At 72.7% G+C, this 23800-nt stretch carries 20 protein-coding genes; 11 read left to right on the forward strand and 9 right to left on the reverse strand.

Going from position 1 to position 23800, the window contains the following annotated elements; genetic code table 11:
• Positions 1-10 precede the first annotated feature (10 nt).
• From ABEB03_RS08265 to ABEB03_RS08285, 5 genes are all read left to right on the forward strand, one after another.
• Entirely contained in the window at positions 11-1237 is a 1227-nt protein-coding gene (locus ABEB03_RS08265; RefSeq protein ID WP_345643618.1) for an NAD(P)/FAD-dependent oxidoreductase, read from the forward strand.
• A 258-nt stretch (positions 1238-1495) separates the two neighbouring features.
• Entirely contained in the window at positions 1496-1861 is a 366-nt protein-coding gene (locus ABEB03_RS08270) for an Rv2175c family DNA-binding protein (RefSeq protein ID WP_028803215.1), read from the forward strand.
• A gap of 86 nt (positions 1862-1947) precedes the next feature.
• Positions 1948-2607 carry a thiamine phosphate synthase gene (gene thiE / locus ABEB03_RS08275; RefSeq protein ID WP_345643621.1) on the forward strand — a complete coding sequence of 220 codons (660 nt, stop codon included), beginning with the start codon at positions 1948-1950 and terminating at the stop codon, positions 2605-2607.
• A gap of 218 nt (positions 2608-2825) precedes the next feature.
• The gene (gene metF, locus ABEB03_RS08280) at positions 2826-3749 is read left to right on the forward strand and encodes a methylenetetrahydrofolate reductase [NAD(P)H] (RefSeq protein ID WP_345643624.1); all 924 of its coding nucleotides are present in this window, start codon (positions 2826-2828) and stop codon (positions 3747-3749) included.
• Positions 3750-3805: 56 nt separating this feature from the next.
• Entirely contained in the window at positions 3806-4756 is a 951-nt protein-coding gene (locus ABEB03_RS08285) for an SCO2102 family sporulation regulator (protein WP_345643627.1), read from the forward strand.
• A gap of 76 nt (positions 4757-4832) precedes the next feature.
• Here the strand turns inward: ABEB03_RS08285 and ABEB03_RS08290 are convergent, their stop codons facing one another.
• From ABEB03_RS08290 to ABEB03_RS08310, 5 genes are all read right to left on the reverse strand, one after another.
• The gene (locus tag ABEB03_RS08290; protein ID WP_345643630.1) at positions 4833-6326 is read right to left on the reverse strand and encodes a phytoene desaturase family protein; all 1494 of its coding nucleotides are present in this window, start codon (positions 6324-6326) and stop codon (positions 4833-4835) included.
• A 46-nt stretch (positions 6327-6372) separates the two neighbouring features.
• Positions 6373-6987, reverse strand: coding sequence for a DUF4126 domain-containing protein (locus tag ABEB03_RS08295; RefSeq protein ID WP_345643633.1), 615 nt, complete (start codon positions 6985-6987; stop codon positions 6373-6375).
• Between the two features lie 371 nt (positions 6988-7358).
• Positions 7359-7988 (reverse strand): TetR/AcrR family transcriptional regulator, encoded by a 630-nt coding sequence (locus ABEB03_RS08300; protein WP_345643636.1) that lies wholly within the window; start codon positions 7986-7988, stop codon positions 7359-7361.
• A gap of 35 nt (positions 7989-8023) precedes the next feature.
• On the reverse strand, positions 8024-10108 hold the full coding sequence (locus ABEB03_RS08305) for a YhgE/Pip domain-containing protein (protein WP_345643639.1): 2085 nt from the start codon (positions 10106-10108) through the stop codon (positions 8024-8026).
• Complete coding sequence (locus ABEB03_RS08310; RefSeq protein ID WP_345643642.1) at positions 10080-11087, reverse strand: ATP-binding cassette domain-containing protein; 1008 nt, start codon at positions 11085-11087, stop codon at positions 10080-10082. Before ABEB03_RS08310 ends, ABEB03_RS08305 begins: the two co-directional genes overlap by 29 nt.
• Before the next feature lie 166 nt (positions 11088-11253).
• Between ABEB03_RS08310 and ABEB03_RS08315 the strand changes: the two genes are divergently transcribed.
• The 3 genes from ABEB03_RS08315 to ABEB03_RS08325 all read left to right on the forward strand — a co-directional run bounded on the left by ABEB03_RS08315 (position 11254) and on the right by ABEB03_RS08325 (position 13428).
• A complete protein-coding gene (locus ABEB03_RS08315; protein ID WP_345643644.1) occupies positions 11254-11799 on the forward strand; it encodes an SAV_6107 family HEPN domain-containing protein in 546 nt (181 codons plus the stop codon).
• Between the two features lie 186 nt (positions 11800-11985).
• Positions 11986-12756: a methyltransferase gene (locus tag ABEB03_RS08320; RefSeq protein WP_345643646.1), complete on the forward strand. Its 771-nt coding sequence runs from the start codon at positions 11986-11988 to the stop codon at positions 12754-12756.
• A gap of 276 nt (positions 12757-13032) precedes the next feature.
• Positions 13033-13428: a DUF3040 domain-containing protein gene (locus ABEB03_RS08325; RefSeq protein ID WP_028803204.1), complete on the forward strand. Its 396-nt coding sequence runs from the start codon at positions 13033-13035 to the stop codon at positions 13426-13428.
• 780 nt (positions 13429-14208) lie between these two features.
• Here the strand turns inward: ABEB03_RS08325 and ABEB03_RS08330 are convergent.
• The 4 genes from ABEB03_RS08330 to ABEB03_RS08345 form a co-directional block, all read right to left on the reverse strand.
• On the reverse strand, positions 14209-16611 hold the full coding sequence (locus ABEB03_RS08330) for a transglutaminase TgpA family protein (protein WP_345643649.1): 2403 nt from the start codon (positions 16609-16611) through the stop codon (positions 14209-14211).
• Positions 16608-17972, reverse strand: coding sequence for a DUF58 domain-containing protein (locus ABEB03_RS08335; RefSeq protein WP_345643652.1), 1365 nt, complete (start codon positions 17970-17972; stop codon positions 16608-16610). The genes ABEB03_RS08330 and ABEB03_RS08335 overlap by 4 nt, the downstream gene beginning before the upstream one ends.
• On the reverse strand, positions 17972-19009 hold the full coding sequence (locus tag ABEB03_RS08340; protein WP_345643655.1) for an AAA family ATPase: 1038 nt from the start codon (positions 19007-19009) through the stop codon (positions 17972-17974). Before ABEB03_RS08340 ends, ABEB03_RS08335 begins: the two co-directional genes overlap by 1 nt.
• 322 nt (positions 19010-19331) lie before the next feature.
• Positions 19332-19880: a beta-class carbonic anhydrase gene (locus ABEB03_RS08345; protein ID WP_345643658.1), complete on the reverse strand. Its 549-nt coding sequence runs from the start codon at positions 19878-19880 to the stop codon at positions 19332-19334.
• A gap of 423 nt (positions 19881-20303) precedes the next feature.
• Here ABEB03_RS08345 and rsmH point away from each other — a divergent pair, with 423 nt between their 5' ends.
• From rsmH to ABEB03_RS08360, 3 genes are read left to right on the forward strand one after another with little or no spacing between them, the layout of a single operon-like run.
• Positions 20304-21260 carry a 16S rRNA (cytosine(1402)-N(4))-methyltransferase RsmH gene (gene rsmH, locus ABEB03_RS08350; RefSeq protein WP_345643661.1) on the forward strand — a complete coding sequence of 319 codons (957 nt, stop codon included), beginning with the start codon at positions 20304-20306 and terminating at the stop codon, positions 21258-21260.
• Between the two features lie 22 nt (positions 21261-21282).
• On the forward strand, positions 21283-21810 hold the full coding sequence (locus ABEB03_RS08355) for a hypothetical protein (RefSeq protein WP_345643664.1): 528 nt from the start codon (positions 21283-21285) through the stop codon (positions 21808-21810).
• Between the two features lie 5 nt (positions 21811-21815).
• Positions 21816-23765, forward strand: coding sequence for a peptidoglycan D,D-transpeptidase FtsI family protein (locus ABEB03_RS08360; RefSeq protein WP_345643667.1), 1950 nt, complete (start codon positions 21816-21818; stop codon positions 23763-23765).
• The last annotated feature ends 35 nt before the right edge of the window (positions 23766-23800 follow it).

The raw sequence follows: 23800 nt of genomic DNA on the forward strand, positions 1-23800 counted from the left end.
TGGTGATCAAGTGAGCGAGCAGACGCAGGCGCAGGAGCGTACGAAGCGGCGGGTCGTCGTCGTGGGCGCGGGCATGGCCGGTGTCCAGACCGCGGTCGCCCTGCGCGAACAGGGCTTCACCGGCACCATCACCCTCATCGGCGCGGAACCCCACCAGCCGTACGACCGGCCGCCGCTGTCCAAGGCCGTGCTGCTCGGCAAGTCCGAGGGTTCGGCCTTCGACGTCGACTTCGAGGCGCTGGACATCGAGCTCCGGCTCGGCTGCGAGGCGCTCGGCGTCCGCCCGGCCGACCACGAGCTGGACACCGAGGCGGGGCCGGTCCGCTACGACGTCCTGGTCGTCGCGACCGGCGCGGAACCGATCCGGCTGCCCGGCGCCGAAGGGGTTCCCGGCGTCCACCTGCTGCGCACCCTCGACGACGCGGAGCGGCTGCGTCCCGTCCTCGCCCGGCAGCACGACATCGTGGTCGTCGGGGCCGGCTGGATCGGCGCCGAGTTCGCCACGGCGGCGCGCGAGGCCGGCTGCAGGGTCACGGTCGTGGAGGCCGCCGACCGCCCCCTCGCCGGGGCGCTGCCCGCCGAGGTGGCCGCGCCGATGGCCGCCTGGTACGCGGACAGCGGGGCCGAGCTGCGCACCCACGCGCGCGTGGAGCGTGTCGAGCCCGGTGCCGTGGTGCTGGACGACGGCTCCCGGGTGCCCGCGGGCGCCGTGGTCGTCGGTGTCGGCGCCCGCCCGGCCACCGCGTGGCTGGCCGGCTCCGGCATCGAGCTGGGCGCCCATCGCGAGATCATGGCCGACGACCACCTGCGCACCTCCCTGCCGGACGTCTACGCGGTCGGAGACTGCGCCTCCTTCCCGTCGGGCCGGTACGAGGACCGCCTCCTGGTCCACCACTGGGACAACGCCCTGCAGGGCCCGCGCACGGTCGCCGCGAACATCATCGGCGAGGCCCCCGCCGCCTACGACCCGGTCCCGTACTTCTGGTCCGAGCAGTTCGGCCGCTTCGTCCAGTACGTCGGGCACCACGCCCCCGACGACACGACCGTCTGGCGCGGCGACCCGTCCGGCGCCGCGTGGACGGTCTGCTGGCTCCGCGACACCCGCCTCGTGGCCCTCCTGGCGGTGGGCCGCCCGAGGGATCTCGCCCAGGGCCGCAGGCTGATCGAGGCGGGCGCCGAGATGAGTCCGGAGCTTCTGGCGGATCCGGCGAGGCCCCTGAAGTCGGCGACCGCCTGACCGGGCGGCACCGCACCGGGGGCCGGCGGAGGCACCGGGGCGGAGGTACTCGGGCGAAGACACCGGGCGCACGGCGGCCGAGCCCGGGCCTTGTGGCGGAGAGTCCGGACGCAGAGCGACACCCGGCGCGCGGCGGGTCACCAGGGGTGCCGCGGGCGCGCGAGCCCGGGGCCGAACGGCGTGCGCGGAGCCGGACGCGGCGCGCGCCCGGACGGTGCCCGGGTACCGACTGTCAGTCCGGGATGGCAGGCTTGTCCCGTGACCGAGATTGACGCAAAGATCGATGCTCTCGTCCCCGCCTGGCTCACCCTCCCCGACATCGCCGAACAGCTCGGCGTCGAGGTGACCCGCGTGCGGCAGCTGGTCAAGGAGGGCCAGCTGATCGCCGTACGCCGTGGTGAGAACCGCGCGCTGCACGTCCCCGCCGCCTTCATCGACGGGGACAAAGTGGTCAAGGGCCTGTCCGGCACCCTGACGCTGCTGCGGGACGACGGCTTCACCGACGAAGAGATGCTGGAGTGGCTCTTCACTCCCGACCCGACCCTGCCCGGTACCCCCGCGCAGGCCCTGAGCGAGAATCGCGGCACGGAGGTGAAGCGCCGCGCCCAGGCGCTCGCCGTCTGACCTGAACCGACCGTCCGGCGTACGGACCGCGGACCGCCAGCCCCTGGCTCCGTGGTCCGTACGCACCGACCACGGGGGACACACGCATGCCCGAGAACGCCGTGACCACCGCGCGCGCCCAGCTCGCCGACGCCCGTCTCTATCTCTGCACGGACGCCCGCAAGCGCCAGGGCGACCTCGCCGAGTTCCTCGACGCGGCCCTGGCGGGCGGCGTCGACATCGTGCAGCTGCGTGACAAGGGCATGGAGGCGGCCGAGGAACTGGAGCACCTCCAGGTCTTCGCGGAGGCCTGCGCCCGGCACGGCAAGCTCCTCGCGGTCAACGACCGGGCCGATGTGGCCCACGCCGCCCGTGCCGACGTGCTCCACCTGGGGCAGGGCGACCTCCCGGTCCCGGCGGCCCGCGCCGTCCTCGGCGACGACGTGCTGATAGGCCGGTCCACGCACGCCGAGTCAGAGGCTTCGGCCGCCGCCGTCCAGGAGGGCGTGGACTACTTCTGCACCGGCCCCTGCTGGCCGACGCCGACCAAGCCCGGCCGCCACGCACCCGGCCTCGACCTGGTCAGGCACACGGCGGCGCTGGGCACCGACCGCCCCTGGTTCGCCATCGGCGGCATCGATCTCGGCAACCTCGACGAGGTGCTCGACGCGGGCGCTCGCCGGGTCGTCGTGGTCCGGGCGATCACCGAGGCGGACGACCCGGGCGCGGCGGCGGGCGAGTTCGCGAAGCGACTGCGCGGCGCGTAGGCGCGAGCGTCCGGCGGAGCCACGTCCGGTGTTCCGGCCGTGCCGGGACGCCGTCCCGCGTTCCGGCCGTGCCGGGGAGCCGTCCCGCGTCCTGTTCGCGGCACGGTCCGCGGGCGCTGTCCGCGGGATCTGTCCGAGGGGTGGACAAGAAATCGACAGATCGGACAATTTGCGTCGGTCCGGTTGGGGGACCGGCGCCCCCTGGCTAACCTGCCGGTATGGCCCTCGGATCTGCCTCCACCAGGACTGATCGCGCACGCACCGTGCGCGACATGCTCGCGACCGGCAAGACGACGTACTCGTTCGAGTTCTCCGCGCCGAAGACTCCCAAGGGCGAGCGGAACCTGTGGAACGCGCTCCGCCGGGTCGAGGCCGTCGCGCCCGACTTCGTCTCCGTGACCTACGGGGCGGGTGGCTCCACGCGTGCGGGCACCGTCAAGGAGACCCAGCAGATCGTCGTCGACACGACGCTCACCCCGGTCGCCCACCTCACCGCCGTCAACCACTCCGTCGCCGAACTGCGCAACATCATCGGCCAGTACGCCGACGCCGGGATCCGGAACATGCTCGCCGTGCGGGGCGACCCGCCGGGCGACCCCATGGGGGAGTGGGTGCCGCACCCCACGGGCCTGACCTACGCGGCCGAACTCGTCCGGCTCATCAAGGAGTCGGGGGACTTCTGCGTCGGCGTCGCGGCCTTCCCGGAGATGCACCCGCGGTCCAGCGACTGGGACCTGGACGTCGGCCACTTCGTCGACAAGTGCCGCGCCGGCGCCGACTACGCCATCACGCAGATGTTCTTCCACCCGGAGTCGTATCTGCGTCTGCGCGACCGCGTGGTTGAGGCGGGCTGCGCGACACCGGTCATTCCCGAGGTCATGCCGGTCACGAGTGTGAAGATGCTGGAGCGGCTCCCGAAGCTCAGCAACGCCGTATTCCCGGACGCCCTGAAAGAGCGGATCCTCACAGCCAAAGACGATCCGGCGGCTGTACGCTCCATTGGCATCGAGTTCGCAACGGAGTTCTGCGCGAGGCTGCTGGCCGAGGGAGTCCCCGGACTGCACTTCATTACGCTGAACAACTCCACGGCGACGCTGGAAATCTACGAGAATCTGGGTCTGCACCACCCACAGCAGGCCTAGACCGGTCGCACCCGCGTACGACACACTGCGTAGCGGCCACTGGGAGAGGGGCGTACATGGGCTGGACGGTCCTCTATTTCGCGTTCGGAGTGGTCGCGCTGTGGCTGCTCGGCGAGGTCCTGCTGCAGTACAAGGCGCGACTGCGCTACCGCCTGCTCGCCTTCGTCGGCTTCCTCGGTGTCGTCCTCGGTGTGCTGATGCCCTCGGTGGTGGTCATCGGACTGGGCGCGGCCGCCTTCGCGGTCGGCCAGACCTACGTCACGCTGTCCTTCCGTCGCGGCTTCGCCCAGGGCTGGGCCCTCAACGGCCGTTCCGGGTCGGACAGGCCCAGCAAGCGCCGTCGTGGCGAGCCGGAGTACCAGGACCCGACGCTCGAGGTCTCCGACCTCGAAGCCGCCGACGGCACGGCCTACGCGCACGGTGACGACTACGCCGCCGACGACGACGTCTTCTCGCCCGGTCAGTCCGACCGGTTCGCGCCGACGGGAGTGAACGAGCCCTCGGCCGCCGAGGCCACCGCCGTGTACGAGCCGCAGCCCCTGCCCGAGGACACCGGCTCCTACGGCATCTACAGCGACGGCGCGTACGCCGCGGCCACCGACCAGTCCTATGGCGCCGCCCCCCAGTCCCAGGACCAGCAGGCCTACGCCTACGACTATTCGGGCTACAACCAGCAGCAGTACTCCTACGACAACGGCCAGCAGCAGTACGCCGCGTACTCCGACCCGTACATCGGCACGCAGACCTACAGCGGTGCCGGGTACGACACCACGTACGGCGGGCAGCAGCAGTACCCGCAGCAGGGGTACGGCCAGGACCAGTACGCCGGCACCGGCACCTACGGCGGCGAGACTCCGGCGGGAGGCGTCTGGGTGCCGCAGCAGCGCAGCACCGACGACCCGTACGGCGGCGAACTCCCGCCCGAGCAGCCGTATCCCTACCAGGGCGACGGCAACGGCAACGGCATGGGCTCCGGCAACGGGTACGACGAGCAGTACAGGTACTGACCGCGGCCGGTGCCGTCCGTCCGCACCGGCCCCCGGACCGTCAGGTCCCGGACCCCCGACCGGCCACCGGGGCCGCTCACTGCGACCCGCGGAACTCCGGTCCCTCCACGATCAGCCCGGCCACCAACGCCCCCGACATGCCGGCATGCGGAAGACCGCCGCCGGGGTGCGCCCAGCCGCCCGCCGCGAACAGACCGGGCACGCGCGTGCCGTTCGACGGGTGCAGCAGCCGGCCGTCCGCGGCGGCGAGCGCCGGGGCGGGCACCGCGCCGCCTTCGGCGCCCGTCTCGTCCGCGATGTCCGCCGGGGTACGGACCTCGTGCCACAGGAGCCGCTCGCGCAGGCCGGGCAGCGCGCGCCCGGCGACGCCGAGAACGCGCTCCACGTCCGAGTCGGACACCGAGAAGCCCGACGGCACGGTGACCGACAGGGTCACCGCCTCGTGCTCCGCGTCCGGGGTCGTCGCCGGGTCGTCGGGGCGCGTGACCACGACGGTGGGCGAGGACGGCAGCCCCGGGCGCTCGCCGAACAGGCGGTCCAACTCGTCGTCACGGTCGGCCGAGTGGACCACCGTCCGGTGCGCCACCCGCTCGGGCCGTCCGCCGCGCAGCGCCAGCAGCACGGTCAGCCTGCTCGGTGCCCCGCTCTGCGGCGGGACCTCACCGTCCCCCCGGACCGTCGCCTGCGGGACGAGGTCCCGCAGCACGCCGGGCGCCACACCCGCGACCACGAAGTCGGCCTCTTCCACGGCACCGGCCGCGAGCTCCACACCCGCTGCCCGGCCGTCCTTCTCGACGATCCGTGCGACGTCCGCCCCGAAACGGAACTCCACCTTGCGGGCGAGGCACCGCTCGTACACCGCGCGGGCCAGTTCCCGCAGGCCGCCGCGGACGTACCAGGTGCCGAAGGCGTGCTCCATGTAGGGCAGCACGGCGGCGCTCGCCGGCGCCACGCGCGGATCGAGCCCGTACGCCAGGGCGTGGCTCTCCAGCAGGGCCGCCAGGCGCGGTTCACGCAACTCCCAGGCGCCGACCTCGGCGAGGGTGGCGGCCCGGCGGGTGCGCAGCAGCTTCTTGTGCGGCACCGAGGGATAGGGCTCCTGCTCGGCGAGCACCGGCCAGTTGGGCCACAGCGGCTCCTCCAGGAGCGGTCTGCGCGTGCGGTCCCACGCCTCGCGGGCCCGCACCAGGAAGTCGCCCCAGCGCCCGCCGGTGCCCGCCCCGAGCGCTTCGTCCAGCGCGGAGACGACCCCCGCGCGGGAGGCGTTCGGCAGGGACACCTCCGTGCCGTCCGCGAAGAGGTGCCGGGCCGAGGGGTCGACCTGGACCAGGTCGACGCATTCCTCCAGCGGCTGCTTCCCCGTCTTGACGAACAGGTCGCGGTAGACCGCGGGCAGCGGGAGCAGCGCCGGGCCGGTGTCGAACGTGAAGCCGTCGCGCTCGACGCGGCGCAGCGCACCGCCGTACGTCGCCGTGCGCTCGTACACCACCACCCGGTGGCCCGCGACGGCCAGCCGGGCGGCCGCCGCCATCGCGCCCATCCCGGAGCCGATCACCGCAATTCGTGCCATGCCAGGGACCTTATCGGCCGCCTCCGACAGTCCCTCCCGCGGGCGCTCAGTCGGGGGGCCGCTCCACCCGCGCCGCGAGCCGTCTCTCCTCCCGCCGCTGGGCGCGGCGCCGCAGGAACCGGCGGATCCGGGAGACGAGGAAGAACAGCACGACCAGTCCGGCCACGAGCAGGACGGCCGCGATGATCGCCGCCGCCAGCGGGTGGAACATCGCGAACGTGACGATCGTGCCGACCCCGAGGTCCTCGGCCAGGCTGATGACCATGTTGCTGAGGGGTTCCGGGGAGGTGTTCACCGCCATCCGGGTGCCGGCCTTGACCGTGTGGCTGGCCAGCGCCGTCGAACCGCCGATCAGGCCCGCCACCACGTCCGAGAGCGAGCCGCTCTGCCCCGCGAGCAACGCGCCGATCCAGGCGCCGGCAACCGGCCGTACCACCGTGTGCACCGAGTCCCACGCCGAGTCCACGTACGGGATCTTGTCGGCGACGGCCTCGCACAGGAACAGCGCGCCCGCCACCGCGAGCACCTCGGGGCGCTGCATCGACTCGGGGACGTCGTCGGTGAGACCGGTCGCGCCGAAGACGCCCAGGAGCAGCACCACCGCGTACGCGTTGATGCCGCTGGCCCAGCCGCTGGTGAAGACCAGGGGGAGTACCGACACGGACGCGATCGTAACCAGTGGCGGGCGGTACGGCCTGGGCATGAGTGCGTACGACTGAGTACACGTACTCAGTGAGTGAGATGAGTACGCGCGCGGATGGGGCCCGACCAGCGCGAACGAGAGAGTGGAGACACGGAAAGGGGCGCGGCTCCGGTACCGCCGACACGGGGCGGCGGAACGGCTCTCGCGCCCTTGGCCGCTCCTTCCGCCGACCTGGTCGGCGGGAGTGAGGCACGGGGGACCCGGGGGACGACCGGAGCGGGGCCCGACGGGGGAGCACGGGGGAGTACGACGAGGCGCCGGTCCGATCGGCCCGCGGGGGACGCGGCCGAACGGACCGGCGCTCTCGCCCGTCCGTCGCCCTCCCGCCCTCAGCGGCCGCCGCTCACGCGTCCCTGGAGCAGCCGGGACAGCGCCGCATGCACGTCGTCCAGCGAGCGCTCCGGCTGGAAGGCCTGCCAGTCCAGCGCGGCCACGAGGACCATGCCGACCAGCGCCGCCGCCGTCAACGGGATGTCGATCTCGTCGCTGAGCTCGCCGCCCGCCACGCCCTCGCGCAGGACGTTCTCGACGACCGCCACGGCCTCCTGCCTGACCACCATCAAGGTGGACTGCCAGGCACGGTTCGTGCGCCACAGCTCCGCCACGTACAGCTGGGTGAAGGCCGGATACCGGTCGATGAAGACGAGCCCCGCGCGGATCATCGCGTCCAGCGCGTCGACCTTGCTGCCGCCGTCGCGCGCGGTCTTCTCGGCCGCCTCCCGCAAGGAGGCGGTGAGCAGGCCCACGCCGTGCCGCAGCAACTCCTCGAAGAGGACCGACTTGCTCGCGAAGTTGTAGTAGACCGTGCCCTTGGCGACCCCGGCGCGCTCGGCGATCTCGTCCACCGTGGTGGCGGAGAAGCCCTGTTCGGCGATCAGGGTGACGGCGGCCTCGTAGAGCTTCTGCCGGGTCGCCTCGCGACGGCCGCCGCCGCCCGCCGTGGTGCTGCTGCTTTCCATGGCTCCGATTGTCACAGGACCGGTGGCGGGCGTGGTCACAGGCTCAGCTCCGGGTGCAGCCGGTCGAGGGTCCACACCTGCTTGCGGCGTGCCGACAGGGCCGTGAGCGCGAGGGCGCCCGCGGTGAACGCCACCAGGACTGCGCACGCCTGCCAGACGGGACCCAGGCCCCCGCCGGTGATGAGCCTCCTGAGGGCCTCGACGACGTAACTCATCGGCAGGAAGGGATGGATCGCACTGAAGAAGCGCGGGCTGGTCTGGACGGGGTACGTGCCGCCCGCCGACGTCAACTGGAGCATCAGGAAGGCGAGGACGAGGATCCGTCCCGCCGCGCCGAAGCGCGCGTTCAGCCACTGGACGAGCGCGGCGAAACACGCCGTCACGAGGAACAGGAAGCCCACCGTCCCCGCCGCCCGCGCCATCTCCAGGCCGATCGCCCAGTGCAGCACGGACATCAGGGCCGCCGTCTGGAGCACTCCCACCGCGGCCACCGGGAGCCAGCCCGCCAGCGCGACGCGCCAGGCCGAGGCCCCCACCGCGAGCGCGCGCCGGTTCAGCGGCGGGATCAGCATGTACGCGACCATCGCGCCCACCCAGAGGGACAGCGGGATGAAGTACGGAGCGAAACCGGTGCCGTAGTTGGGCGCCTTGTGCAGGTCCTGGGAGGCGAGCCGCACCGGGTCCGCCATGACCTGGGTGCGCCGGTCGCGGTCGGACCTGTCGTAGTCCGGGATCTGCTCGGCGCCGTCGTGCAGCCCGCCGGCGAGCTTGCCGGAGCCGCCGACGAGCTTGTAGATGCCCCCGTCGAGGTCGCTCGCACCCGTCTTCAGCGCCCCCACGCCCGTGTCGAGGTCGCGTGCCCCGGCCTTCGCCGTGCCGAGTCCGGTGTGCAGCCGCTTGGCACCCTTGGCGACCTTCGCGGCACCCTCGTTGAGCTTGTTGATCTTGGAGACGGCGTCGGTCAGGTCCTCGGAGAGGTGCGGCGCCCGATCGGCGAGCGCCTGTGCCTGCTTCTCCAGGGTGACCAGGTTCTTGTCGAGCTTGTCGAGATCGCCGTCCTGGTCGTCGATCAGCGTGTTCAGGTCGTCGGCCACCTCGGCCACGTCCGCCGCGGCCGTCTTGGCCTTCTTCAGGTCGCCGCACGCGAGGTCGGGGACGACCGGCGTCTCGCAGCGCGCCTTGTAGACGGCCTCCAGCGCGGTGGAGGCCGCGTGCGCCCCCTTTGCCGCGGCCGGGGCCCGCTCCACGAGGTCGTCGAGGTTGTGGCGGATGCCGGACGCCGAGTCGGCGACGAGCCGGGCCGTGTCGCCGATCGACTTCTCGTTGTCCTTCAGGAACGGCCCCACCTTGCCGGCGACCCCGTCGACCCGGTCGGCCAGCGTCTGCGTGCCGTCCGCGACCTGCCGCGACCCGTCCTCCAGGTCGCCCGCGCCCTTGTCGAGCTTCTTCAGGCCGCCGGACAGCTTCCCACTGCCCTTCTTGGCCTCCGCGAGACCGTCCGCGAGGTCCTTGGAGCCCTTCTTCGCCTTGCCGATCCCGCCCTTGAGCCGGTCGGCCCCGTCGGCGGCCTTCTCCGTCGCCCCGTGGATGTCCGAGAAGGAGATGAAGATCTTGTCCAGGAACGACCGCGACGCCTTGGTCGACGCGGCGGTGCGCACCTCGCTGAACACGGTCCGGGAGATCTGCCCGACGATGTAGTTGTTCGCGTCGTTGGTCCGCACCTGGAGCGCGCCCGTCTCGGGAGAGGCGCCGGAGCTGGAGGCGATGCGCTCGCTGAAGTCGTCCGGCATCGTCAGGGACAGGTAGTACGTGCCGTCCTCGACGCCCCGGCGGGCCTCGGCGGCGCTCACCTCGTGCCACTCGAAGGTGTCGCTGTCGCGCAGCCCCTTGGTGATGTCGTCGCCCGCCGTGACCTTCCTGCCCGCGGCCGTCGCCCCCTTGTCGTCGTTCACGAGGGCCACGGGGATGCGGTCCAGACGGCCGTACGGGTCCCAGAACGACCACAGGTAGAGGGCGCCGTACAGGAGAGGCAGCAGGAGGAGGGCCACCAGCGCGGCCCGGGGGAGCTTGCCGCGTCCGAAGCGCCGGAGCTCAAGGGCGGCCAGTTTCGGCGAGCGCATCGGCCGTCTCCTCGTCGTCGGGGGTGTTCTTGCCGGGGGTGCCGTCGCCGGTGGCCGGGGTGCTCTCGGTGGGGGTGCCGTCGCCAGTGGGGCTGCGGTCCTCGGTGGCGGTGGCGGTGGCGTCGGGGTCGGCGGTGCTGTCCGTGGGCGTGGTGGCGTCCACGGGCTCGGCGGCGTCCGCGGCGGTGGTGGCGTCCGCCTCCGCAGGCGTGGCACGGTCCTCGGCGACCGCCTCCTGCCCGCCGTGCGGTCGCGTCGAGACGACGACGGCACCTTCAGGAGCCTCGCTGCACACGGCCAGCACGGTGGTGCCCGAGTCGGCGATCGACCTCAACAGGGCCCATACCTCGGCCCGTTCGGAGTCCGAGAGCTTGAGATCGGTGTCGTCGACGCCGAGCAGGCGGGGGCGGCCGATCAGGGCCAGCGCCATCGACAGCCGCAGGGATTCGAGCCGCTCCAGGTCGCGCACGGCGGTCCGGGAGCCCTTGGGCAGCGAATCCCGGTCGAGTCCGACGGCGGCCAGCGCGGTGTCGATCCGCAGCTTCGCCTCGGCCGCCCTCCCACCGGTCCGCGCCTGCCCGCCGGCGGGGCGCGCCCCCTTGGACCACGATCGCAGCAACCCGCGCAGGGGGCCGCCGAACCGCCGCTCCAGCAGCGCCCGTTCGCGCAGGTGCTCCCCGACGGTCAGCGCCGGGTCCAGGTCGGTGACACCGGGCACGTGCGCGAGCCCGCTCGTGCGGCGCACGGCGGCCATCTGCTTCGGCAGTCTCGACGAACCCACGCGGGCCGTCCCCTCGGTGGGCCTCATCCGGCCCGTGAGAGCGAGCAGCAGGCAGGTGCGGCCGGAGCCCGAGGGTCCCTCGATCGCGATCAGTGAGCCGGGCCCCGCGTCGACGCGAACCCCGCCGAACACCCGGCCGCGCGGTCCTTCGAGCCCGAAGTCCTCGGCCGTGACGCCCAGTCCGTGCGGACCGTCCACAGCTTCCCCATCCCTGGAACTACTTTTGAACTGACTGGTCAGTGCAAAAAGTATCCCGAACCTTCGATCGAAACAAAAGCCCTGGTCAGAACGGATTGTCAGTGGCATACCTCACGATGGGCACATACGGCCACAGTGCCGTCACACAGACGACAGGAGGTTCGTCATGGCCAGCTCTTCCGCAGCCGCCGCCCGCCGGCGCCGCGCCTCCGGCCCTGCCCCCTCACTGACCGGCCCGGCGAGCGACGTGCACCCCGTGCTGCGCCGGGCCACGGCCCCGCCCGCCGCCCTCGATCTGCTCGCCCAGGCCCGCGCCGGACTCGACGAGGCGACCGCGCTGGACACGCCCAACGAGCGCTATGCGACGGCCCACTTGGCCGCGCTGCGCACCGCTGCCGCCGTCCTCGCCGCACGGGGACGCCCGGAGACCACCCCGCGGCGCAGGGCGCGCATCCGCAGCGCCTGGGAGGTACTCCCCGAGATCGCGCCCGAACTGACCGAGTGGAGTGCGCTGTTCGCCTCCGGCGCCACCCGCCGCGCCCGCGCCGAGGCCGGCATCCAGGGCGCCGCCACCACCCGCGACGCCGACGATCTGATACGCGACGCCGCGATGTTCCTGCGCCTCGTCGAGCGCATGCTCGTCCTGCAACCCGTCCTGCCCCAGCCCCGGCAACAGAGGGAGGAGGACGGCGAGGTGCCGGACGCGGGCTGACCCGTACCGCGGCCACGCCCCGCGACCGGCATGTGACGGCAGCGCCCCGGTGATCCGCCGCGTGAGCCGGAGGATCGGCGACGCCCGTGGAGGCAATAGGGTGGAGACGCCTGCGACCTCCCCGCCGGGAGGGCCCCGATCGCTCCGCCGCGCAAGAGGCGGTGCCGCGCCGAGGAGTCAACTGCCGTGCCGGACCCGATGCGCCCCCGCGCTTCTCTCCGTACCGCCGTGGTCTGGGAGGTCCTCAAGGACGCCCTCGACCGCCGGGTCAAGGCCACCGGGCGGGAGTCCCTCGACGTGCTCGACACCGGCGGCGGCAGCGGCAATTTCGCGGTGCCCGTGGCCCGCCTCGGCCACCGCGTGACCGTCGTCGACCCCAGCCCGAACGCGCTGTTCGCGCTGGAGCGCCGGGCCGCCGAGGCCGGTGTGGCCGACCGGGTGCAGGGGGTCCAGGGTGACGCGCACGGCCTCTTCGACGTGGTCGGCCGCGGAGGGTACGACGCCGTGCTGTGCCACGGGGTCCTGGAGTACGTGGACGACCCTGCCGAGGGCGTGCGCAACGTGGTGGACGCGCTGCGCCCCGAGGGCGTCCTCAGCCTCCTCGCCGCGGGCCTGGGCGGAGCCGTGCTGGCTCGCGCTCTCGCGGGCCACTTCAAGGAGGCCAAGCAGGCGCTGGAGGACCCGGACGGACGCTGGGGCGAGGGCGACCCCGTACCGCACCGCTTCACCGCCGAGCAGCTCACCGAGCTCGTCGAGGGCGCGGGCCTGCGGGTCGGAGCCGTGCACGGTGTGCGGGTGTTCGCGGACCTGGTGCCGGGCGTCCTCGTGGACACCGAGCCGGGTGCGCTGGAGGCCCTGCTGAAGCTGGAGGCGGCGGCCGCGGAAATCGCCGCGTTCCACTCCGTGGCCACACAGCTCCATGTGCTCGGTGAGGCGCGAGGGGCCTCCGAGAGCTGAGCGGCCTCCTGTGACGCAGCCCTGATCAGGGGCTTGGCGGCAGATGGAGTACGCCACAGACCCCCCGATCGGGTGCTCGGCGCCGTATGATCGAGGGAGACCGTCCGGCATGACGGACCGTTCGCTGGGGAATGCACGCCTCAGCGGATCGGGGTGCCATGGCGGGTTCCGGTTGGCGAATTGGCGTAGAGGGGCGGGTTTCACGGGGGCGATTCCCTGCCTATCCTGAAGGGGACCCCCGGGTCGCCCCGGCGACTGCACGATGAGGAGGACTCCGTGCCGCTCTCGGAGCACGAGCAGCGAATGCTCGAGCAGATGGAGCGAGCGCTGTACGCCGAAGATCCCAAGTTCGCGACAGCGCTTGAGGGAAGCGGGCTGCGTACGTACACCCGGCGACGGGTCTACCAGGCGGTCGCGGGCTTCCTGGTGGGTATCGCGCTCCTCATGGCCGGAATGGTCGCTCAGCTGATCTGGGTAAGCGTGGTCGGCTTCCTCGTCATGCTGGGGTGCGCGGTGCTTGCCGTCACCGGTTGGCGCAAGGCCCCCAAGCCGGGCGAACAGTCGGCGGCCACGGGTTCACCCGCTGCCCGCCGCCAGGGCCGACAGCGCCGCTCCATGATGGATCGCATCGAACAACGCTGGCAGCGTCGCCGCGACGAGCAGGGTCACTGACCCTCCGGGCGGACAAGCAGACATCGCGTGAGGGGGTGTCCACCGACGAGGTGGACACCCCCTCACGCACGCCCTGAGACCCGGGGCGGCGGACCCCACCACGACCGGCACCCTCGCACGGTCGCGCCGGCCTGCCCACTTGCGGGAGTACGCCCGAGAACTTCGCAACTCGGGAGCCCCGGCCTCGCGGCCCCCCGACTTGCGGCATGAGGAGAGCGCCCGCCACACGTCCCCGGTCGCCACGCGCCCCGGGTAGCCACGCGTCCCGGGTGGCTACGCGTCCCGGGTGGCCACGCGCCCCGGGTGGCCACGCGCCCCGGGGGAGGTGCCCGGCGGACACCATCCGTACCTCCCGCGTCGACCCGCGTCGGCCCCGCGCGGAAGACCTGGCGGTACTTGCCCGCCCCGCGCGGCAGATCCGGCGGTACTGCCCGCCCCCGTGCGGCAGACGTCGTCCGTACCTCCCGCGTCCTGCCCCGCCGCCTCGGCACACGCGGCGGTACCGCCCGCCCTGCCCGCCAGACGTCGACCCGCGTCGGCCCCGCGCGGAATACCTGGCGGTACTGCCCGCCCCGTGCGGCAGATGTCGTCCGTACCTGCCGCGCCCCGCCCCGCCTCCTCGGCACACGCGGCGGTACCGCCCGCCCTGCCCGCCAGACGCCGTCCCGCGCCCGCGTCGCCCGCCGCCCCGCCGAGGCGTCCCCGGACCGGCGCAGCCCGATACACGTGTGGCCCCGCTCCCGACGACGGGAGCGGGGCCACACGACGTGCTGCCGAGCGTCAGCCGCTCTGTCCGGAGGGACGACCCGGCAGGCGGCGCAGTACCGTCTCCCGGCGACCCGCGAGACCGGCCCGGAGGGTCGACCAGCGGGCCGAGAAGGCCCAGGCGACCCGGACCGCCGAGCGGGGAGCGAGGAGAGCGCGCAGCCGGGCCGGACGGCTCGCGGAGGCGCGGAAGGCGTCAGCGATGAGGCGCGCGTCGTTCCCCAGGCCGGCAACCGGACGAGGACGGGGCGCGTAGAGGACCTGCTCCACGGCCGCCGCCAGCCGGTGCACCGATTCCGAGGCCTCCTGGTCGAGGCTCCCGAGACGGACGATGCGCGCCGCCGCCTTGCGCGGGGTCTGCGAGTCGTCCGGCGCGATCCCGTAGTCCCACGCCGTGTCGGTGACCTCCTGCCAGGCACCCAGCGTGAAGGCCGCCGCGTCCGCCTCCGTGCGGCCGTGCCCGCCGAGCCGCACGGCCCGTAGGCGTAGTCGCCACAGCATCGGCAGCAGCGGCACACCCAGGACCAGGAGCCCGGCCAGCGTCAGCCCGAGGATCTTGAACCACGGCCAGTTGTCCTCGTGGGACCCCACCGCCGCGAGCGACGACTCGCTCGGGCAGGCTTCCAGCTTCCGCTGCTGGGCCGTGCAGCTCTCGCTCTCCGACGGTGCGGTGGAGGGTGCCGCGGACGACGACAGCGTGGGCTTCGGGACGGCCGGAACGTCGGTGCCGGGTGTGTCCGCCTGGGTGTACTCCGGGACCGTGCCGCGGTTCGGCGTCGGCTCGAAGCGGGTCCAGCCGACGCCCTCGAAGTACAGCTCGGGCCAGGCGTGTGCGTCCCGCAGTCCGACCGACATCGAGCCGTCCGCCTGCGGGGAGCCGGGCGTGAAGCCCACCGCCACGCGGGCCGGTATGCCGAGGGTCCTGGCCATCGCCGCCATCGCGAAGGAGAAGTGGACGCAGAAGCCCTCCTTGTCCTTCAGGAAGCGGGCGATCGCGGCGGACCCCGTGCCGACCTGCACCTGGGTGTCGTAGCGGAAATTGCCGCTGACGGCGAAGTAGTCCTGGAGTTTGACCGCCTGCTCGTAGTGGTTCGTCGAGCCCTCGGTGACCTGGCGGGCCGTCCTCGCCACCACGGCGGGCAGCGACTCGGGGACCTGGGTGAACTCGCGCTTCAAGGCGCCCGGCGGCTCCGGCGCGTCCGCGAGCTGCTCCGCCGTCGGCTGCACGACCAGACTCGTGACCTGATACTGCACGCCCCGGGTGTTCTGCCCGTGGTCCCCGACGAGGGTGCGGCCCATGGGCTCGTACCGCCAGCGGCCGCTGATGTCGACCTTGCTGGCGGGGTACGGCATGGGCAGCCAGTCCTGCGCGTACCAGTCGGCGGCCGAGATGCGGGTCTGGATCGAGGTCCGCCGGATGTCGCTGCCGAGACCGATCGGCGTCGGGAAGGTGTCGGGCACGTCCTGGATGTGGCGCTGGGCCGGCTTCCAGGCCGTGCCGTCGAAGTCGTCCAGGGAGACGATCCGCAGATACAGGTCCTGGGTGTCCTCGGTGTTGGTGCGGTAGGACAGGACCTGGCGGTCCTGGTCCACGTTCAGGCTGTCGCGGAGGGAGACCAGGGGGTTGACGGCGGAGATCGTGCCGCCGCCACCGGTGCCCGTGCCCACCCCCGTCCCCGCGGCGTCCAGCAGACCGCCGTCCAGGGCCGGCAGGCCGAGCGGCACCACCAGGGCGATGCCCAGCGCCACCGCGCCGATGCGGCGGCCGGTGCGGACGGGTGCGACGGCGCCGCTCGCGGAGTCCGGTCCCGGCATCCGGGACGCCCCGCCGAAGACGCGTCCCCACTGCGAGAGCCGGTCACGGCCCTCGGCGAGCAGCAGCATCAGATAACCCGCGGCCGCCAGGACGAACCAGAGCCACGCGGCGCCGCCGCCGGCGAGGCCCGCGGCGACCGAGTACAGGGCGAGCAGCGGAAGCCCTGCCGGTGCCGCGCTGCGATAGGTCACGGCGAGGGCGTCGACCGCGAGCCCGATCACCAGGACGCCGCCGACCAGCATCAGCCGGATGCCGTCGGACAGCGGTGCCGGGATCGAATACCGGCTGACGTCGTCGCTGCCCGCCTGGAGCAGGTCGCCGAAGTGCTGGAAGACCTCGGGCCCCGGGACGATCCCGGCGAGGGCCTCCTGCCGGGCGAAGGCCAGCGTCAGCAGCGCCAGCGTCACCAGTGCCTGCACCGCCACGGTCAGCGGCCGCGCCAGCGGGACCCGCCGGGTCAGCGCGCCCACCGCGGTCTGCACCGCCAGCAGGAACGCGGCCTGGAAGATCCAGGTCGCCGGGTCGACCAGCGGCAGCAGGGCGCAGGAGGCCATCAGCGTGGCCGCGGCCGCGCACAGTGCCAGTCGCGCTCGCCCGCTCATGAGTCACCACCCCCCGCAGTACTCCCCGTCGACGCCACATGCGTGCGCTGACGGTCGGCCTCCCGCCACAGGTCCGCCAGTTGGGCGCCGCGTGGCACGGTCACCGCGGTCCAGCCCGCCTCGCGCAGCATCCGCAGCCGGTCCTCACCCCTGTCCAACGGCCCGGGCACATCGGTCGGTTCCCGCCCCCAGGACTCGCTGTCCAGCAGGAAGGCGACCGCCCCGCCGCTGCGCTGACGCATCCTGCCGAGCACGTCGGCCTGTTCCTCGTCCAGATCGCCGAGGAAGGCGATCAGCAGTCCTTCGTTCCCCCCGCGCAGCACGTCGTAGGCGCGGGACAGGCCCGTGCCGTCCGAGTGGTCGATGACCGCGAGGGTGTCCATCATCATCCCGGCCGCGTCCGCCGACTCCTGGCTGGCGCCCGCGAAACCGTCGGCGCCCTCGCCGGGCACCGAGCTGCCGGTGTCGGTCAACAGCCTCACCGAAAAGCCCCGTTCGAGCATGTGGACCAGGGCGGAGGCGGTGCCGGAGACGGCCCATTCGAAAGCCGAGTCGGGGCCCGCGCCCTGGAAGGCGATGCCGCGGGTGTCGAGCAGCACCGTGCAGCGGGAGCGCTGGGGCTGCTCCTCACGACGGACCATCAACTCGCCGTAGCGCGCGGTCAGCCGCCAGTGCACCCGGCGCAGATCGTCGCCGTAGCGATAGCCGCGCGGGATGATGTCGTCCTCGCCCGCGAGGGCCAGCGAGCGCTGCCGTCCGTCGCCGTACCCCTTGGCCTCACCGGTCAGGCGGACCGGCGGCAGAGCCTCCACGCGCGGGATGACCGTCAGGGTGTCGTACGTCGAGAAGGAGCGGGTCAGCTCGCACATCCCGAACGGGTCCGTGAGCCGCAGTTGCAGCGGGCCCAGCGGATAGCGGCCACGAAGGTCCGAGCGCACGCGGTAGGACACCTCGCGGCGGCCCCCCGCCTCCACCCGGTCCAGGACGAACCGGGGCCGCGGCCCGAGCACGTACGGCACCCGGTCCTGGAGCATCAGCAGTCCGGTGGGCAGCCGCGAGACGTTGTCCATCCGCAGATGGACCCGGGCCTCGGAACCCGCGGGCACCCGGCCGGGGGAGAGCCGGCGGCTTCCCGCGACGCGGTAGCGGGTGCGGTACAGCACGGTGGCGCACACCAGCGGGAGGACCGCGAGGAGCAGTCCGACCCGGAGCAGATCGCTCTGCCCCAGGACGTACGCGCAGATCGCGGCGGCGACGCCGGCGGCCAGGAAGGAGCGTCCGCGGGTCGTGAGCCCGGCGAGCGCCGTGCGCAGCCCGCCCTTGTCCTCCTCGGCGGCGGACCCCGTCCCCCCTTGCGTCATCACAGCCTCCGCGGCGGCTGCTGGCCGTAGGCGGGCGCACCCCGGCCCATCGTGAAGCCGGCCTGCTGCTGGGGAGCCGCGGGCACGGGGGTGCGCTGCAGGATCTCCAGGACGACCTGCTCGGAGGTGCGGCGGTTCAACTGCGCCTGGGCCGTGGGCAGCAGGCGGTGGGCCAGGACCGCCACGGCGAGCGCCTGGACGTCGTCCGGCAGCGCGAACTCCCGGCCGCTCAGAGCGGCGGACGCCTTCGCCGCGCGCAGCAGGTGCAGCGTGGCACGCGGCGAGGCGCCGAGTCTGAGGTCCGGGTGCGTACGCGTGGCCGCGACCAGGTCCACGGCGTACCGCCGCACCGAGTCGGCGACGTGGACGGCGCGGACCGCGTCGATCAGCTTCACGATCTCGTGCGCGTGGGCGACCGGCTGGAGGTCGTCCAACGGGTTCACCCCGCCGTGGATGTCGAGCATCTGCAGCTCGGCCTCCGCGCTGGGGTAGCCGATGGAGACGCGGGCCATGAAGCGGTCGCGCTGGGCCTCGGGCAGCGGGTACGTGCCCTCCATCTCGACCGGGTTCTGCGTGGCCACCACCATGAAGGGGCTGGGCAGTTCGTAGGTCTGGCCGTCGATGGTGACCTGGCGCTCCTCCATCGACTCCAGGAGCGCGGACTGCGTCTTCGGCGAGGCGCGGTTGATCTCGTCGCCGATCACGATCTGCGCGAAGATCGCTCCGGGCTTGAACTCGAAGTCCCGGCGCTGCTGGTCCCAGATGGACACACCCGTGATGTCCGAGGGCAGCAGGTCGGGCGTGAACTGGATACGCCTGACCGAGCAGTCGATGGACCGCGCCAGCGCCTTGGCGAGCATGGTCTTGCCGACGCCCGGGACATCCTCGATGAGGAGGTGCCCCTCGGCGAGCAGTACGGTCAGCGAAAGCCGTACGACCTCAGGCTTGCCCTCGATCACTCCTTCCACCGAACTGCGGACACGCTCCACAGTGGCGGTCAGATCCGTAAGGCTCGCTCGATCGTCATAGGTCGTCACCCGGCCCTCCTCGGCCCGTTCTCGGGCCGACGCCCTGTGCGGACCGGCCCACCCCGAAACACGGACACCACGCGTGAAAAGTTCCGCGTGACGCCACACCCGCATTCTTGTTGCCGTTACCGGTTCGTGTCACTCGCCTGTGGATAACTGGCCGCGATATGTCAGGTCTTGCGGCTCTTTGGGCGCCGGGGAGGCAGGGTGTTTCCGTGTGGAGAGCGTCCCACGGGCCGCCGGCGGACGGCGACCCGGGTCGGGACGTGGGCCGGGGCGAGGCGGAGCGAAGCCCGCGAACCGGGTCCCGGCGCGGCCGGGACCGGGCCCGTCAGGCGGGGTCGATCTCGCGCAGCAGGCCGGTCTTCACGTCGAAGACGAAGCCCCGCACGTCGTCGGTGTGCAGCAGGAACGGCGAGGTGCGCACGCGCTGCATCGACTGCCGCACGTCCTGGTCGACGTCGCGGAAGGACTCGACCGCCCAGGCGGGGCGCTGGCCGACCTCCATCTCCAGGTCGTGCCGGAATTCCTCGGTGAGGGACTCCAGGCCGCAGCCGGTGTGGTGGATGAGGACCACGCTGCGGGTGCCGAGCGCCCGCTGGCTGATGGTGAGGGAGCGGATCACGTCGTCGGTGACGACTCCGCCCGCGTTGCGGATGGTGTGACAGTCGCCGAGCGCCAGGCCGAGTGCGGCGTGCAGGTCGAGGCGGGCGTCCATACAGGCGACCACCGCGACGTGCAGCACCGGGCGGGCGTCCATGCCGGGGTCGGTGAAGGCGTCGGCGTAGTGATGGTTCGCGTCGACGAGGCGGTCGGTCACGGTGCCGGAAGTGACTATGGCGCCTTCGGGCTCGGTGGGAACGGATGCAGAAGTCGTCATACCTATGACGGTACTGGTCACGTAGGGCGTGGTCTTGTTGTGAGAGTGGACAAAGAACGTCATCGTGGCTTGTTGTGACGTAACCCACACGGGCGGTGTCGGTGCGCCCGTCAGGGTGATAGGGGCGTATTTGCGGCTTCGGCGGGAGCGGGCTGCGCGACGCGCATGCCGGTTGATTGACCGCGAGACACCGTGGACTAAAGTGACGCGAAGCGGGAGGCGAGGCTCTCCCTGCTGGACTTGTATCCCCCGGAGACCCGGCGATTTTCCGGCGTCTCCCCGCGTGCGCGGCGCGTACGTACGGCTCGGCCTCCTCCCGCTCCCGGTCGGCTGACGCCACTCACCGGCGCCAGCAGGCCTCCCCTTCTCGAGCGGGCGGGGACCCGGCGGTGCGTACGGCCGCGCCGGACCTGAGAGGGCCCCTTGAGCCAGAGTCGACATGTCCCGGTGATGCTCCAGCGGTGCCTGGACATGCTGGCCCCGGCCCTCGGTGAGCCGGGAGCCGTCGTCGTCGACTGCACACTGGGACTCGGCGGTCACAGCGAGGCCCTGCTCACGCAGTTCCCCGAGGCCTGCCTGGTGGCCCTGGACCGCGACAAGGAGGCCCTGCGCCTGTCCGGGGAGCGGCTCGCCCCCTTCGGCGACCGCGCCACCCTGGTGCACGCCGTCTACGACGAGCTCCCCGAGGTGCTCGACCGCCTCGGCATCCCGCGCGTCCAGGGCGTGCTGTTCGACCTCGGTGTGTCGTCCATGCAGCTCGACGAGGCGGACCGCGGGTTCGCGTACGCGCAGGACGCCCCGCTCGACATGCGCATGGACCAGACGACCGGGATGAGCGCGGCCGAGGTGCTCAACACCTACCCACCGGGTGAGCTGGTGCGGATCCTGCGGGCGTACGGCGAGGAGAAGCAGGCCAAGCGGATCGTGTCCGCGATCGTGCGCGAACGCGAGAAGGAGCCCTTCAGCAACAGCGCACGGCTCGTCGAACTGATCCGCGACGCACTGCCCCAGGCCGCCAAGCGCACCGGCGGCAACCCCGCCAAGCGCACCTTCCAGGCACTGCGCATCGAGGTCAACGGCGAGCTGAGCGTCCTGGAGAGGGCGATCCCCGCGGCCGTCGGGGCGCTCGCCGTCGGCGGCCGTATCGCGGTGCTCTCGTACCACTCGCTGGAGGACCGGCTGGTCAAGCAGGTGTTCGCGGCCGGCGCCGCGTCCACCGCGCCGCCCGGGCTGCCGGTCGTCCCCGAGCGCTACCAGCCGCGGCTCAAGCTGCTCACCCGGGGTGCCGAACTTCCCACCGAGGAAGAGGTAGCCGAGAACCGGCGAGCGGCTCCCGCCCGGCTGCGGGGGGCGCAACGCATTCGCGAGGACGCCGAGTGAGGCGCGGCGAGAGGGAGGGCGCGTGAGCCGAAAACCGGAGCTCAGGGGGCGGGCCGCCCGGCTCGCCCGACTGCTGCCCGCGGGGGCCGGCCAGGCCGCCCGCACCCCGTTCGTGCTGCTCGTCGTCGTGCTGCTCGGCGGCGGCCTCATCGGGCTCCTCGTGCTGAACTCCGCGCTCAGCGAGGGGGCGTTCCGGCTCGACGATCTCCAGAGGGACACCAAGAGCCTCACCGACGAGGAGCAGGCTCTCCAACGGGACGTGGACGCCTACTCCGCCCCCGACGCCCTCCAGCGCCGGGCCCGTGAACTCGGCATGGTCCCCGGCGGGGACCCGGCCTTCCTCGACCCGGACGGCACCGTCAAGGGCGTCCCCGGGGGGCCCGCCCAGCAGTCCTCCGCGCGGGCTCCGATGATCCCGGCGCCCGAGGTGCTCGCACCGCAGCCCCGCCGGAGCCCGGCCCCGGCGTCCACCGCGCAGCCGTCCGTGACCACCCCCTCCCGTCAGGTCCCCGCCCCGTCCACGCAGTCCCCCACGACCCCCGGCAGGTGACGGAAGTGTCCGACAGGGAACCGCCGCGCCGCCGCGTGCCCGGCCCCGCCAGGCCCGTACCCGGCGGCCGGCGCCGTCCGGGACCCGGCGCACGCCCCGTACGCCGACCGGGCGCCGGGCGGCCCCAGGCCCCGAGCGTCATCCGGCTCGGCAGCCCCCGCCCCCGCCTGCGCATGGTCAGTCTCGCGCTGACCCTGGTGATGGTCGCCTTCGTCGTACGGCTGCTCCAGGTGCAGGCGGTGGACGCCAGCGCCTACGCCGCGAAGGCCGAGCAGAACCGCTACGTGGGGCGCACGCTCGCCGCCGAGCGGGGCGGCATCACCGACCGCAACGGCGTCGAGCTCGCGACCAGCGTGGACGCGTACGACATCACGGCCGACCCGACGATGTTCACGCGGGAGGCGACGAAGGCCGGTGACGCGCCCGAGCAGGCCGCGGCGCTGCTCGGGCCCATCCTCAACGAGGACATGGACAGCGTCGCCAAGAAGCTGCGGACGAAGAACACCCGCTACGTCCTGCTCGCGCACCGCCAGACCCCGCAGGTGTGGAAGCAGATCAAGGACCTGAAGTCGACGCTCGGCACCAAGGCGGAGACCGACGCGAACACGGTCAACGTCCTCGCCGGCGTCCTGGCCGTGCCCGCCAGCAAGCGCGTGTACCCGAACGGCGACCTCGCCGCCGGGATACTGGGCTGGGTCAACGCCGACGGCAAGGGCGGCGGCGGCGTCGAGCAGGCGCTGAACAAGCAGCTCGCCGGCAAGGACGGAAAGATCCGCTACGCGCAGTCCGGCGGCCGGCAGGTGCCGACCGTGGGCTCCACCGAGACCCCCGCCGTGGCCGGCTCCGACGTCGAGCTGACCATCGACCGGGACATCCAGTGGGCCGCGCAGGACGCGATCACCGAGCAGGTGAAGAAGTCCAAGGCCGACCGCGGTTACGTGATAGTGCAGGACACCCGGACCGGCGAGATCCTCGCGATGGCGAACTCGCCCGGCTTCGACCCGAACGACCTCTCCCAGGCCAACTCCGCGGCCATGGGCAACGCGGCCCTCCAGGACGCGTTCGAACCCGGCTCCACCGCCAAGCTCATGTCGATGGCGGCCGTGCTGGAGGAGAACGCCGCCACACCCGACACCCACGTGGTCGTCCCGAACCGGCTGCACCGCGGCGACCGGCTCTTCCAGGACGACATCGACCACTCGACCTGGCACCTGACGCTCAACGGCGTCCTCGCCAAGTCCAGCAACATCGGCACCATCCTGGCGACCGGACAGCTGGGCAAGACGCAGAAGGAGGCCAACCGGGTCCTGTACTCGTATCTGCGCAAGTTCGGCATCGGCAGCCACACCGGGCTGGACTTCCCCGGCGAGACGGCGGGCATCCTCGCCCGCCCCGACGCCTGGTCGACCTCGCAGCAGTACACGATTCCTTTCGGCCAGGGCGTGTCGATCAACGCGATGCAGGCGGCCTCCGTCTACTCGACGATCGCCAACGGCGGCGTCCGCGTGGAGCCGACCCTGGTGCGCGGCACGAAGGGACCCGACGGCCGCTTCACCCCGGCCGCCGAGCCCGGGAAGACAAGGGTCGTGAGCGAGAAGACGGCGAAGACCCTCGCCCAGATGCTGGAGTCCGTCGTGGACGACGAGCAGGGCACCGGCAACAAGGCGCGCATTCCCGGCTACCGGGTCGCGGGCAAGACGGGTACGGCCAACCGCGTGGATCCGGCCACCGGCAAGTACCACGGATACACCTCCTCGTTCGCCGGATTCGCACCCGCGGACAAGCCGCGCGTCACCGTCTACTGCGCGATCCAGAACGCCACCAGGGGCAGCTACTTCGGCGGCCAGATCTGCGGACCCATCTACAAGCAGGTCATGGAATTCGCGCTGAAGACCCTCCAGGTCCCGCCCACCGGCGCCCAGCCCGCCCGACTGCCCGTCTCCTTCTCGCCGTGATCCCATCCGACCGCACGCCCTGATCGGCCCCCACG

It is taken from the genome of Streptomyces siamensis (genome assembly GCF_039543605.1).
GTDB lineage: Bacteria > Actinomycetota > Actinomycetes > Streptomycetales > Streptomycetaceae > Streptomyces > Streptomyces siamensis.